Origin of the sequence: Pseudoalteromonas sp. GutCa3 (assembly GCF_002836155.1) — a bacterium.
GTDB lineage: Bacteria > Pseudomonadota > Gammaproteobacteria > Enterobacterales > Alteromonadaceae > Pseudoalteromonas > Pseudoalteromonas arctica.
In genome coordinates this window covers 20,011-34,715 of record NZ_PJBK01000102.1, presented here as the reverse complement: position 1 = coordinate 34,715, position 14,705 = coordinate 20,011, and the positions used below count along the sequence as shown (strand labels likewise).

Here is a 14,705-nt window from a genome sequence, read left to right as displayed (position 1 = left end):
TGTTTATATTTTACTTGGTTTCAATTTATTAGAAGTCATTGAGTAAACGCTTAGGTGAACTTCATGCTTTTGCTTATCGTTTTCAAGTGGAATATAAGTTGATTCAAGCGCTATACCGTCAAGTATTAGCTCACTTTTATTATGTTTTTCATCCCCTATAATTTGCTCAATTGTAATATGGTAATAGGTGCTCTCGAAGCGATAGTCGATTGAGTAGGTGCTCCAATCCTCTGGAATACACGGTGAAATGGTTAGCTTATTTCCTGTTCGTGTTACACCTAATAAAGATTCTATTATTAGTCGGTATAACCAACCCGCAGATCCGGTATACCACGTCCAACCGCCTCGTCCAATATGCGGAGCAACGGCATAAACATCGGCGGCTACGACATAAGGTTCGCCTTTATAGGTTTCAACTTGTTCGGCGTTTTTAGCATGATTTAATGGATTGATTATATTCATCAATTCCCACGCTCTTTTTTTGTCGCCTTGTTGAGCAAATGCCATGCTTGCCCAAATAGCGGCATGCGTATACTGCCCGCCATTTTCGCGCACGCCCGGGACGTAACCTTTTATATAACCAGGGTTCATTTTTGATTTATCAAAAGGCGGATTGAGTAATTGGATTAATTTATCATCGCTATTGACCAAATGCTGATACAAAGACGACATTGCTTGCGTAGAGCGCTCATTATTAGCTGCACCAGAGAGCACTGACCAACTTTGCGCTATTGAGTCAATAGTGCACTCTGGGCTTTGTGATGAGCCCAGCGCGGTTCCGTCGTCAAACCATGCGCGACGATACCAAGCTCCGTCCCATGCGTGTTTAGCTAGGTTACCTTGTAGTTTTTGTGCTTCATCGTCACAACGAGTAGCAAACTCTATATCGCCATGTAATGCAGCAATAGGAGAAAATTCTTGTAGTATTTTATATAAAAAGAACCCCAGCCAAACGCTTTCGCCTTTGCCGTGTATTCCAACAAGGCTCATACCGTCATTCCAATCTCCTGAGCCCATTAACGGTAAACCTTTTTCTCCAAAGTGTAAACCATGCTCAATTGCCAACACGCAATGCTTGTAAAGGCTCGACCTTGCTGCACTCACAGAGGGTAAGTCGTAATAGGATTCTTCGTCGTCTTTAAGGGGGCGACCTTCAATAAAGGGCATTAGCTCATCTAAAATAGTTATGTCATCAGTGCCTTTTATGTAACGACACGTAGCTAATGGTAGCCATAAATAATCGTCTGAACAGCGTGTTCTTACACCGCGCCCTGATGGTGGGTGCCACCAATGTTGCACATCACCTTCGCTATACTGACGTGTGGCGCAGTACAGTATGTGATCCCTTAGTAATGCAGGCGAAGCATGTATTAATGCCATGGCATCTTGTAACTGATCGCGAAAGCCAAACGCGCCACCACTTTGATAAAACCCACTGCGAGCCCAAAAACGACATGCTAAAGTTTGGTACACAAGCCAGCCATTTGCTAATACATTCAATGCAGGGTCGGGGGTGTTAACCTGCACACTGCCGAGTGTTTGCTGCCAAAAATCAGTGACTTTTTCGAGTGCAATGCGTGCTGTACCGGGTTTTCTGAGTTTTAAAGCAAGCGTACTTGCTTGCTCTTTATTTTGCGCAGCACCGAGCCTAAAAATAATTGTGCGCTCTTGTTCACTTTGCAGTTCAAAAGGGACTTGAATTGCACCGCACGGATCGAGTGCCGCTCCTAAGTTGCCAGATAAATGAGTACGAGTCATTGCCTGGGGGTCGTGTAATGTTTTATTGCGACCAATAAACTCGCTACGGTCTCCTGTTAGTGTTCGTGACATATCATCAACGTCAAAAAAAGCAACTCTGCCACCAAACTCTGAGTTATAGGCATTAGAGGCAACCAATGCACCGCTCTTAGCATCAATTTCTGTTACAAGGTGTAGCGCTGTTTTAGAACGAAGATCGCCAAGTACCCATTCAACATAACCTGTTGCACTTAGGCGCCTGGTAGTTAATGAGTTGTTTTTAATTTTTAATACCGAGTATTTTACGGCGTCGAGTGTATCTACATACACACAAAGAGAGGATTCGATACCGGTTTCACTGTGCTCAAAGGTACTATAACCAAAGCCATGGCGGGTTATATAGGGATTAGCCCCACGTTTTGGCATCGCACAAGGTGACCAAAATTTACCTGTATCTTCATCACGTAAATAAAAGGCTTCGCCACCAGATGAGCCTGTAGTGTCTGCACTCCACGGCGTTAAACGAAACTCATGGGCGTTTTCGCTCCACGTATAAGCAAAACCATTTTCGTCAATAACGCTGCCAAAATGTGCGTTTGCTAGCACATTAACCCAAGGCAGAGGAGTTGGATTCGCTTCGGTGGTGGTAATAATATATTCGCGACCATCTTCACTAAACCCACCCAGTCCATTATTTAAAAGTAAGTTTTCTTGAGTATTGCCAAGCGCTTGATTGATTTTGGGATGTAATGCTTGAGTTGGGATTAGTCCCTTTACGTTTTTCTCTGCAAGCGTTCGACGGTTTACTTGCTCTGCCAATGTGCCACTTTGATCAATAATAATCCGCGAAACGGCTTGTAACAGTATGCGGTCTTCATTCGAAATTTGTTCTGCTGAGCGAACGAATATCCCGCCAGGGCGATCAATATAATGAGACTCAGTACCCGTTGCGATTAGCCCCATAATTTGGTCTTGCAAACCTTGTCGGTAACCAACTTGTTCTTCATTCCAAATGACTAAATCAGCGACAAGCCCTTTTAAGCGCCAATATGCATGGCATTGAATAAGTTGGCGGGCAATTTCAATATTATTACCGCTGGCTACTTTTAATAATATGATAGGTAAGTCGCCAGAAATTGAGTAGCCCCATAGTCCAGATTGTCCTCGACGATTTTGTATTAATACAGATGCGTTAGCCCGAAGAGTTGCATTGGCATACAAAATATACCCAGCCAACTGCCGGTAGAGTTGAGCATCTGCTTCATTGGCGTTAATTTGGCGTAAGGTCACATCGCTATGAGTCCATGCTAAATCAAGTGCTCGATCGGTAATGTGATGATCTTGATATTTAGCAATTAGCGCAAGGCAAGCCTGTCTACTTTGTGCCATACCCGTTATTACATCGAGTGTTACTACACTGCCAGCAAGTAAAGTCACAGGGGCGCGAATAGCAACAATAGGATCAAGCACAGACCCTTGTTTAGCGTCAAGTTCGCCCATTTCTAGCATTGCTTGTGGTGAAACCAAAGAGCGACCTCTACCAATAAATTGCATGCGATCAGTTGTACAAGACAGGGGTCCGACTTTTGTTGTACTGCTATTGACGCGTGTTGAAAGTAAATGAAACATCCAAGGTGTTTTTTCATCAGCAGAGCGTGCACGACGAGTACATAAAATGGCATTGCCACATGGAAGTATTTCAGTTTGTACAAACAAATTACTAAATGACGGTTGCATAAGGTCGGCTGCAGGGTTTGCCATTACAACTTCTGCATAAGTGGTTATATCAATTGTACGGGTATCGGGTGAGTGATTACTTAAGCGTATACGACGAAGTTCAATATCGTCCTCCGGAGAGACAACGATTTCAGTGTAAGTTTCTATATGTTGATCGCTTCGGCGAAACTCAGCGCGACCTTCAGAAAATGATGCGCTATACGACTGGGCTGGTTTTAGCGTTGGCTGGTGGGCTGCCGACCAAAAGTCGCCTGTGGCTGTATCTCTAATATAGACAAATGTTCCCCAATTGTCGCAAGTAGGATCCTCACGCCACCGTGTAACGGCTAAGTCGGTCCAGCGGCTGTAGCCACCTCCTGCATTTGTAAGCATTACATGGTAACGACCATTTGAAAGTAGCTGTACTTGGGGTGTCGGGGTAATGGCTGGAATAGGTGGATTAACCTTTATTTTTGCATGTTCAAATAAAGCCCCGCTCTCTGCGTATTGGTCTATATGAGGTTGGAATATAGATGTTTTAGGCACGCGCTCTTGTAGTAATAGCAAAGCTGATTGCAGTAAAGGGTCTGATTCAAAGCGTTTTTGCATAGGCTGGTCAAGTAAATGATATGCCAATGCAAGTAAGCTCATACCTTGATGGTGAGCCATAAAGGAGCGAATGACTGCGCTTTTTTGATCTCTGGATAAACGGGCAGGGGTGTAATCTATTGCCTCATACAATCCGTAATGTCCCTCAAGTCCACTATCAGCTAACAGTTGAAGATTTTCGCACGCGGCTTGTGGGTTAACCATTAATGCCAATGCAGACGCGTAGGGAGCGATGACGAGGTCTTCTGATAAGCCTCGTTTTAGCCCTAAACCCGGTACGCCAAAGGCATGATATTGAAAATTAAGAGAAGCATCTACCGTATTGTATGCCGACTCAGATATGCCCCACGGTACGTTTTGTCTTTTTCCATAATCAATTTGTCGGGTAACCGCTGCACGGCAAGTCTGTTCAAGCAATGTACCGTCGTAGCTAGGCATAACTAACATGGGCATAAGGTACTCAAACATAGAGCCACTCCACGATACCAGCACCGGCTCGGCGCCAGCGCTGGTTAGTAGGCGACTTAGAGCGAACCAGGTTTGCTGTGGCAATTTACCTTGTGCTATAGCAATAAAACTGGCTAAACGTGCTTCAGATGCCAGTAAATCGTAAAAACTGGTGTCACGTCGATGCTCATCTACGTTATAACCAATAGCCAATAAATGGCGAGACTCATCATATAAAAATGCATATTCCATTTGTGCAAATTCAATCGCTCTGTTGGCTAATTTGTCACATTGCGAAATGCAATCTTTGGCAAGCTGTGTACTGGCTAAAGTATGAATACGTAATGAAGAAAGCCACTGAGTTTCGTCGGATGGTAATACCGATGATAAAAGCGCATCAATTGCGTTAATAGTGTCGGGGCAACGTTTAACTAATTGATGCATTGTCAAAATATTAGAATCAAGAAATAGCAGTTTTAAGCTAACCGGCGGATTAGTTAGTTTGAGCCATGGCGAAAATAAATAGAGTTCGTTTAGGGTACGCTGGCATTGCCTGTGTAAGTCTTGAGTCCATACTTTATGCTCTTGCGACTTTGTATCTAAATCATTAGTAGCGTCTTGCTTTATATTCTCTAACAATATTCGCGCATTATTATTGAGTGTAATTAAGTGCTGTTCAACGTCATATAGATTTGTAGGCGCAGTGATACGAACAGCGTTAAGTATTGAGCTCATGGCATTAATAGCGGTATCGATAATATTGTTTTTATTTTGCTCTGAGTCTAATTGCAATGTTTTAAACAAGTTTGCCACAATAGCCAAAGTGATACTTATGCCTTCAAACATTTGTGGGTGAACAATAGGTTTAGAAGGGAGTTCTTTTAATGCTATTTGTAAAGTTAAAAGGTGACCGGCTAAGTTACCGCTATCTACTGATGAAATATAGCGCGGTGGCAAAGGTTGCAATGTTTGTGTGTCGTACCAGTTATAAAAATGCCCTTCGTGACGCTCGAGTTTATCGAGGGTATTAAAGCAATTTTGCGTGCGTTGAATTAAATCACTTTGTACAATAAAACCAAAATCATAGGCGCTAACGTTAGCCAGCAAAGACAGACCAATATTAGTAGGCGATGTACGGTGCGCAATAACAGGACCGGCTTCCTCTTGATAGTTATCGGGAATTAACCAATGATCGTCTGCAGTGTTAAAGTGGTCGAAAAAAGCCCATGTTTTACGGGCAATAGTTTGTAAAAATAATTGTTGCTTGTCGCTCAGTGGCGCTAAATTATCGAGTTTAGGCTCACTAAACCACCATGTTATAACCGGTGATAAAAGCCATAATAAAAGTAGAGGAAATACAGCTAATATATTTGTAAAGGTTAAGTGTAAAGGGGCAAAGTAAAGTAGCGAAGCGATTAAAGTAATCGCAATAAATGGCGCAGTCCACATAGTGTAATAACTATTTATTAAGGCATTTACTACATAATTAGATTTATGATCTGTGACATGCCACTCTAATAAACGACGTTGAGTAAACAGCATTCGACCCGCACTACGTAATATTGCGGTTAAGTTAAACACAGCCTCAAAAGGTAAACATGCTAAACGAAAACCGATTTGAATAAGCTGACGAACAAAGCACTGTAAAACATCATGCAAATGGTGGGACATCAGCATTTCTGCGGGTTTGCGCATAGACGAAATTAGCGCGCTCAGCAATGGCGGTAATAAATAAATAGCACTTATGGCAAGGGTCCATTTCAATGGATTAGCTGCTGTAAACCAACCTACCGTAAGTAATAAAAAGATTGCGAATGGTTCGATACTTCGACGTAAATTATCAAGAATTTTCCAACGTGATAAAGGTGACAAAGGATTTTGACATTTATCGCTTCGAGTGTTTAAAACACGAGGAAGTAACCAGCGCACAATTTGCCAATCTCCTCTGATCCAGCGCTCACGCCGACACATATCAGTGTTGTAACGTGTAGGATATTCTTCGTACAAGTGCACATCACTAATCAACCCCGAGCGAGCATAGCAACCTTCGAGTAAATCATGGCTGAGTATTTGGTTTTGTGGTAAACGGTTACCAAGTGTTTGTTCAAATGCATCTATATCGTATATACCTTTACCGATAAATGAGCCTTGTGAAAAGAGGTATTGGTATACATCGGATATTGAACGCGTATATGGGTCGATACCCGGTTCTTCACCAAATAATTGCGAGTAACGAGAAGGGTTATGTCCCGATAGACTTGCTGCCATACGTGGTTGTAAAATGCCGTAGCCGCCTACAATACATTGTCTTTTTTCATCAAATCTTGGTTGATTTAAAGGGTGCGCCATGGTCGCAACTAACTGACGGGCACAATCTCGTGGAAGTTGTGTATCGGTATCTAAAGTAATGACATATTTAACTTTTTGTATAGCGTTAATATCACCGACGATAAGTTCAAATGCATGTTCTATTGGGTTTCGAAGTAGTGCGTTTAGATCTGATAATTTTCCGCGTTTACGTTCAAACCCCATCCAAATTTGCTCTTTTGGATTCCAGGTTCGTGGGCGATGCAGTAAAAAAAAGCGACTTTCTTGCTGTAAAAGAGAAGGCTCTGCATATTTGGCATTAAGGTTTTCTATACCAAGGCGTACTTGCGATAGCAACGCTTCGTCTGTGGGGAGTGTTTGTTGCTCTGCATCAGTAAAGTCGGTCAGTAGAGCAAAGTGTATATGTTGATCGCGATTACCTAAAAATCTAACTTCGAGTACTTCTAATAACTGCTCAATACCTATAGAGCTGGTAAGCATTGTAGGGATTACTACGAATGTTTTATTTTGCGCTGGCAACCCTTTTGAATAGTCCATTCTGGGTAATCGTTGTGGGTCGACTAGCAAGGTAACTATCCAGTTTACGAGTGCTGAGGCTAATTGACTTGCTCCGAATAAAGTTAAAATTATTAAAAGAATAAACTGCCAGTGAGGTATGTTATCAGGAACGACCATAGCCATAAAAGAGGCACTAATTAGGGCTGTTAAGGATATAATTGCTCCTAAATAAAGTATTAATGTTATACGCTTGGCTTGCGAAAATAACGTTTTCAAAATAGACGTTTTTACTGTTATGCGCTGCTTTAATTGCGTAATACCTTTATCAATTAAATAGTAGCCTACATGGTTAGGCGCAAGCGTTGTGTTTGATATTGTTTGGGCTTGATCAGCCTGCTGGGCTAATTTTATTGCTTTTTTAGCTATATCGACTTCTGAAAATGAGCTTCGCTTAGCGAGTTGATCTATGATTTTTCTGTAACTATCTCGCGTGATAAAGTCCATATAACCATACACACCCTTTATATCTTGGCGCAAAATGTGTTCTACAGCGCTATGATCTTCTACAAAATCCGCCCAGTTCATCGCGGTCAACCAGCGTAAGCTACTAATGTTATTGCTAATTGATACTTGATCAGCGGCTTGTTGCTGATTCTCTTTTTGTACTAGTTGCTCTATGGTTAAACTCGAATCAGCTAGTTGTTGTTCAATCCAAGTAAGGGGAAGTGCTAATGCCGAACCATGCCCTTGTAATAAACGAGTTAGCTCTGCTACAAAAGCGCTTTCCATAGGAGGCTTTGAGCGTGCCATGTCGGCAATAACTAAAATTAAACTATTAGGGTCTTGCTCAGCAATTTCTAACATTTGATTAGCCCACTGTTGGGCTAGATTTAGGTGCTGGCGTGCGATTATGATACGTGTACTTACGCGTTGTAGGTTTTCAATTAAGGCTAACCTTAGCATAATTGGAATGGCCCAGAGTTCACCAAGGTTAAGCGTTGTTACTGTTTGATACGCGGCTAAAAATTGCGCTAGAATTTCGCTATCTACACGCCCGTCGCCATGGGAAATTACATTTAACGCAATATCATAAACTCGGGGCATACCTAAAGAGGCACCTTGCTCTAAACGTGGCAGTTCCTGACTATAGTGCTTAGGTAAATGAAGCCGAGCGGTACGAATTTGCTCTTCAATAAGATAAAAATTATCGAGTAACCACTCACCAGAGGGCACTATAGGCTGCTTTGCTTTAACGGCAATGGTTAATAAACTATTGGCTTTAATCAGTACTTTTTCGTTTTCGTCTAGGCGCTCAAGTAGCTGATCTTGAGTGTTTTTAGCATCTAAAATATGACTTTTTGCTAGTAATTTTGCATGTTTTTCCATTTGTTCAGCACTTAAGAGCTCTGATCGAATGGGGATTTGTTCTTTTGGGGGAGCTGATTTAAGCCAAGGGAAAAATGGCGAAAGGATGTTGATAAGCTTATTTTTATTCATCGTGGTAAATACTTGAGACTAAACGTCGTAGTGAAGATATTGACGGTTAAATTTATCACTGGATTTAAAAAAAGATGTTTTAAATTATTTTGGTTATTAGAGGTGAGCAAGTAATCATTAAAAATATTCATAAAGTTTATCTTATTGTTGAATACATACATCAACATATAACAAGCTTCGTTAAGGGTCGGTTCGTCAACACACATAGTCTAATAGTAGAGTTCTATTTTGTGTTTTATAACAGTGAGTTGTCGCCATGTTATGGTGTGGATTATCTCTAAATTTCATCAACCATTATGCATATATATCAACTAAAGGCAGATAAATTTAGACTATGTGTGTTAGCGTACATATTCGCCTTGTTGTATTGAGTATTTTATTATTTCAGTGAAGTACAGCTGGGAGTGTCGGCTTATATTTAAAGTGAATAAACGTATATAAAATAATTAAAGGCACCTTAAAATTATTTAATAAAAATAGAACAATTTTTATTATCAAAAAGCAACGACCTTTCATTTCTAGCGCCTAATAACTGTATAAACAAATCCGAGTTTATTATTAAAATATCCTGACTTACATACTTTCAAAGCCATTACTTTTAGGTTTTATTAGTTATAAGTTGGGCATATAAAAAGGAAATTCACATTAGATGGGTCAATTGAAGAACAAACTGCTTAATGCTTTATCTACTGACGCACAACACCGCATGTTTCCGCTTTTAAAGCGAGTCAATTTATCCCTTGGAGAAGTTATTTATGAAACAAGTGAAAAGCTCGATTACGTTTATTTTCCAATAGATAGTATTGTTTCATTATTGTATGTGATGATTGATGGCTCATCTGCTGAAATATCAGTTATCGGTAATGAAGGGGTGGTAGGTATAGCTGTATTTATGGGGGGAGAAAGCACTCCTAACCGGGCTATTGTGCAAAGTGCTGGTACTGCTTATCGCTTACCCGCTTGTGAATTACGCAGGCAATTTAATAGCGAGCCTGATATGCGTATGCTCATGTTACGTTACACGCAATCATTAATTACCCAAACAGCGCAAACCGCAGTTTGTAATCGTCATCATAGTATAGTGCAACAACTAAGCCGCTGGCTTTTACTATCGATTGACCGTTTACCGAGTAACAATTTAATAATGACTCAAGAGCTAATAGCAAATATGTTAGGCGTAAGACGTGAGGGAGTAACTGAGGCCGCTGGTAAACTACAAAAGCTGGGTATTATCACTTATAAACGTGGTCATATTAGTGTGATAGACCGACCTCAATTAGAATCTCAGTCATGCGAGTGCTATGAGGTTGTAAAAAGAGAAACAGACAGGTTGGAGTCTTATATGGAAAAAAAACCTAACGTTAGAAAACTATCCATTATCAGTTAATATATTTTGGAATCAAATAAATGTTTAAGAGCGTCAAAAGAACAGCCTAGCAAGTTGTTCATTGAGCCTGGGCTCTAAAATAAATTTATAAACCGAATATAAATATATTCGGTTTAAAATTTGTGTATGTTCTGCTGTTAGTGGGCTTTTTACATTTAACCTACTTTGGTAGTTGTCCGTCTACTTCCTTTTCAGCTTCAAGCCAATCATTTAAGTGATTGTCACCGGTAAAGTCACGATCACTCGCTAATGAGTAAGCTTTAGCTTCAATCATGTCATGTCGGCTGAGACCTTCTTTATTCAAATTAGGTTTAGTTTTTGATACTGAATTACTTGAGATGTTATTACTCATGTGATTATTCCTAAAATATTACTCGATAAAATAAAAAACTTAATACCAAATTAAAACATTGAGTGTAGTTACATTATTCTCAATCTTAAGTGGAATGTAAGCTCGATTTATCATAGTAATACCAATGTGCAATAATACTTGATCAATTTGAGGGCATAAACCTGACGCTAACTGTGTTAAAAATTTCTGATAAAGAACAACTAAATAACGAAATTTTTGCCTTGTTATCGACACGGTTTTCTTACCTCAAAATAGCTCACTTAATTAAGCAAATTGGTATAAAAGCAGTACTACGTATAGCTTAAAAGACTATTCTACAATTTGTATGACCGCTTTATCCTAATGGCTTTGCAATTTTGAGTCTGTGCCACAGCGAACATAAATCACCCATTATCTGTATTTATAGTAATTTTGAGAAGGTAACGAGCGTTGAATATATGAGCTTTAATAATCATTGTTTGGCGCGATACCGTACAGAGTCAATATTAATAAACTCATATAATAAAATATAAAGTACTTAAATTATTTTAAGGACAGCGCGTGCAAACAGTTCCCGATATCGTATTTTTACTAGATGTTGATAATACATTGCTCGATAGCGATACTATTTTAAGCCATTTGAAAGATTTTTTAGAAGGTGAATTTGGTTGTGAAAATAGTGACCATTACTGGTCTATTTTTGAAAAACTTCGTAAAGAACTCGGTTATGCCGACTATTTGGGCGCACTACAGTGTTATCGAATGGAACATTCTGATGATCCGAGACTGCATCTGATTTCTTCTTTTTTAATTAATTATCCATATAAAGAAAGGCTTTATCCTAACGCACTTGCTGTGATTAAACATTTACAACAATTTGGCCCCACCGTTATTTTGTCTGATGGCGATATTGTATTACAACCACTTAAAATTTTACGCTCCGGTTTATGGGATGCAGTGGAGGGAAGGGTGTTGATATATGTTCACAAAGAGCAAATGCTTGCAGCAATAAAAGAGCAGTACCCCGCTAAACATTATGTAATGGTAGATGATAAGTTACGTATTTTAGCTGCTATGAAAGCGCAGTGGAAAAATGATTTAACAACTATATTTCCACGTCAAGGACATTATGCCCACGATATTAAGCAGCTACTTACCTATCGAAAGGCAGATACGAGTATTGATAGTATAAGTGATTTACTCAACTACGGTTTTTCTTATAAAGTGGATTTAATTGAATACAATTTAAATTCAAATAAAAAATTGTTTTATATTGATGTGTATTGATGTGTATTGATGTGTATTGCTCTTATTTTATTTGAATTTTACCTGAGTTTTACAAGTAACATTTGGAGGAAACGTTTTTAAGTATAAAAGCAAATATCGTCCTTGAATATTTGCTTGGTAAGAGTGTTATAAAAGGCAGATTAAGACACGCTTGTTTTGGAATTTGTGCCTGTTTTAACTTTGTTTATTTACTGTTTTAGCAATTTTTTCCCAGTATGCAGCAAGTTCATAGTGATGAAAAACAGCTGCTTCAAAGTCCTGAGTTATCTCTTTATTTGGCTCATATACCGGCGCATCTTTTATCGCTTTACGAACTAAATCAGTTGAAATTGAGTTGTCGAGCCATTGCACTTCGTAAATCCATGCTGACGGGATAAGTGCTTGATGTCCTCCCCACCAATTGCTCGTCTCAACAATTAGGTAACGAACCGCCCATGTATTTTCTTCAACTAAAAACCCTGATACATGGCCAATGTCTCCGTCTTTAGCGTGTATGTTATAGCCAATAATAGCTTTGCAACTACGAAGATTAGGATCCCCTTTTTGATCATGCTGACTTTTTATACTTTTATGAATTAGATTTGCGCTGCGGGCACCTTCGACACTATGTTCAAAAATGTCATTGCCAGGATATAAGGAGTAGGGATATATCCCGCTTCCCCAAAAATTAGTACCGATCCAGTAATACGGGTATCCATAGTAATTTAGGTAATCCATTTCATGTTGTCGTGAAACGGGTTTATTAGTATCAATACCAGGACTATTTTTAACTTGGTCTTTACTGATTAAAACAGGGAAAATCTTTTCATCCCAATTTGGGTTTTGCACCGCAATAGGGGAAATTAAAACTTTGCGACTCGATAGCCACGTGCCTGTTTCTACAACAAAATAACGTATCACCCATGCTAGGTCATCAAACAAAAAATCTTTTTCTTTGCCTACAATACCGTCACTAGCAGCGATTGCACAACCTTCTAAGTCTTTCATACTACGTAACATAATAATGATCCTTTTTAGTGGGTTATTTGCATTTGTAATGCATTATTTTTTGCAGTTTTTAACGCGCTTTTGCTTATCAAGTGCTTTCTTCTTATTTAGGGCACGTTTATCTTTTGAGGTTAAACATGCGCAGCCCTTTGGGTTTGTCCTAGAGCGTGAGCTGGATGCGGAAGCTTTGCTCGGTTTTTACCGAGCCCGCTAGGTTGCAAACCTTGCGCCGCGATTAAATAGCCTCTAGATAGAACAAATTTCTATCTTAAAAGGTCAACAGACCCTAATGCTTATCTATAAAAAACCATGCTTTATAAGCTGTAAAGTACAAACGATAAGTAGATTAATATTTCCAGTTTCGGCTTTTGAAAAACAAAGGTCTGTGCGCTGACGAACAAGCAATGTTATTTTTCATTGATTTTTAGGTAGCGCTATAACAAGAATAATTAGAACGTGCGAAGTGTATTTTTAAAACTGGCATTATATTTGAGTGTTAGCGCACGGACTCTATGCTTATTTTTGAGTAGCGTGGCTTTGTGACTGACTTTTATTCGCGCTGTAAGTGTTGAGAATACTCACTTTATTCAGCTAACTTTAAATAAAGTAATCGAGCATATAATGTTAATACATAATAAAAAGAGAAAGTTGGGTGCTCCAGCATTGGGGCTATATAACGTGCGCAAGTCGAAAAAACATAAATATAACACTATTTCTGGGCCGTCACCCAAAGTTGAATACGTTGCTGGTGTTTTAGCGCCAACAAGATCAAACAATGCTGTTATACGTTATATAGATTATTCAGCTAGCCGTATAGAAGCCAAAGAGGTTAGCGATATTGATGAGTTTTTAAAAACTCCCCAACCTGAGTGGGCAACGGTGAGGTGGATCCACGTGAGTAATACAGACTCTTATATTGTTGGTTTACTTCAACATCATTTCGCATTTCATACGCTCACCGCAGAAGATATTTTACATGTACCTCAGCGACCTCGTATCGAATTTTTTGACGATCATTTATTTGTTGTATTAAGCATGTTGAAGCTAGAGACGCATGAGCCCAATAATACAATCCTTGATATTGAGCAAGTTAGCTTACTTTTATATGACAATGTTTTACTGAGTTTTCAAGAAAAACCAGGAGACGTGTGGCAATCCGTTCGCGGTCGTTTGCATACAGAAAATCGTCGTATTCGCAAAAATGGTACTGGTTATTTACTTTATGCATTACTTGATGAACTGGTTGATAAATGTTTTCCGGTACTTGAACAATATGGCGATATCCTTGAGGAACTTGAAGTAACAACACTTGAAAATCCAACTCCCCACGTACTGCATCATATCCATAGTATTAAACGAGAATTGGCATTATTAAGAAGAATTGTTTGGCCTATGCGAGAGGTTATCGACCATTTGTATCGCGAGGAAGGAGGCAGAATAGATGACTCTACGCGCCCTTACCTTAGAGATGTGTATGAGCATAATATTCAAATTGTTGAAATTATTGAGTCATACCGTGAAATGGTAAGCGGTTTAAGTGAGCTATACATGTCAGCTATTTCAAATCGTATGAATGAAATTATGAAAGTGCTTACTATTATATCTTCTGTTTTTATACCGTTAACATTTATAGCTGGAATTTATGGAATGAACTTTAAATACATGCCAGAGCTAAACTGGACTTGGGCATATCCCGTTTTGTGGTGTGTTTTTATTTTGATAACGGCAGCAATGATATTTATTTTTTGGCGTAAAGGTTGGCTTAATAGAAATTAACTTTAATAGAAACAAAATTTAATAGAAACAGCAAGTATATGCTCAATAAAACAACTGCTTATGATTAACAATAATAAATGCGTACGCTAGCGAACAGAACCAATA

General features: G+C 39.3%; 6 protein-coding genes. 3 read left to right on the top strand and 3 right to left on the bottom strand.

Annotation, left to right across the window (positions count from 1 at the left end; translation table 11 throughout):
* Nucleotides 1-3: 3 nt before the first annotated feature.
* Nucleotides 4-8,832, bottom strand: coding sequence for a GH36-type glycosyl hydrolase domain-containing protein (locus tag CXF64_RS19380; RefSeq protein ID WP_101217823.1), 8,829 nt, complete (start codon nucleotides 8,830-8,832; stop codon nucleotides 4-6).
* Nucleotides 8,833-9,481: 649 nt separating this feature from the next.
* Here CXF64_RS19380 and CXF64_RS19375 point away from each other — a divergent pair.
* Complete coding sequence (locus tag CXF64_RS19375; protein ID WP_024590349.1) at nucleotides 9,482-10,219, top strand: Crp/Fnr family transcriptional regulator; 738 nt, start codon at nucleotides 9,482-9,484, stop codon at nucleotides 10,217-10,219.
* A gap of 160 nt (nucleotides 10,220-10,379) precedes the next feature.
* Here the strand turns inward: CXF64_RS19375 and CXF64_RS19370 are convergent, their stop codons facing one another.
* On the bottom strand, nucleotides 10,380-10,571 hold the full coding sequence (locus CXF64_RS19370) for a DUF2934 domain-containing protein (RefSeq protein WP_024590348.1): 192 nt from the start codon (nucleotides 10,569-10,571) through the stop codon (nucleotides 10,380-10,382).
* Between the two features lie 540 nt (nucleotides 10,572-11,111).
* On the opposite strand from CXF64_RS19370, the gene CXF64_RS19365 reads away from it, so the two are divergent.
* A complete protein-coding gene (locus CXF64_RS19365) occupies nucleotides 11,112-11,837 on the top strand; it encodes an HAD family hydrolase (protein WP_101217822.1) in 726 nt (241 codons plus the stop codon).
* A gap of 174 nt (nucleotides 11,838-12,011) precedes the next feature.
* Here CXF64_RS19365 and CXF64_RS19360 read toward each other — a convergent pair whose 3' ends face one another.
* The gene (locus tag CXF64_RS19360; protein WP_024590346.1) at nucleotides 12,012-12,836 is read right to left on the bottom strand and encodes a PRC-barrel domain-containing protein; all 825 of its coding nucleotides are present in this window, start codon (nucleotides 12,834-12,836) and stop codon (nucleotides 12,012-12,014) included.
* Between the two features lie 666 nt (nucleotides 12,837-13,502).
* On the opposite strand from CXF64_RS19360, the gene corA reads away from it, so the two are divergent.
* On the top strand, nucleotides 13,503-14,600 hold the full coding sequence (gene corA / locus CXF64_RS19350; RefSeq protein WP_232783813.1) for a magnesium/cobalt transporter CorA: 1,098 nt from the start codon (nucleotides 13,503-13,505) through the stop codon (nucleotides 14,598-14,600).
* The last annotated feature ends 105 nt before the right edge of the window (nucleotides 14,601-14,705 follow it).

What these genes read in the sequence shown, in the direction of transcription:
- CXF64_RS19370 (WP_024590348.1), bottom strand. Translation starts at nt 10,571, where the DNA reads ATGAGTAATAACATCTCAAGTAATTCAGTATCAAAAACTAAACCTAAT.
- CXF64_RS19360 (WP_024590346.1), bottom strand. Translation starts at nt 12,836, where the DNA reads ATGTTACGTAGTATGAAAGACTTAGAAGGTTGTGCAATCGCTGCTAGT.
- CXF64_RS19375 (WP_024590349.1), top strand. Translation starts at nt 9,482, where the DNA reads ATGGGTCAATTGAAGAACAAACTGCTTAATGCTTTATCTACTGACGCA.
- CXF64_RS19380 (WP_101217823.1), bottom strand. Translation starts at nt 8,832, where the DNA reads ATGAATAAAAATAAGCTTATCAACATCCTTTCGCCATTTTTCCCTTGG.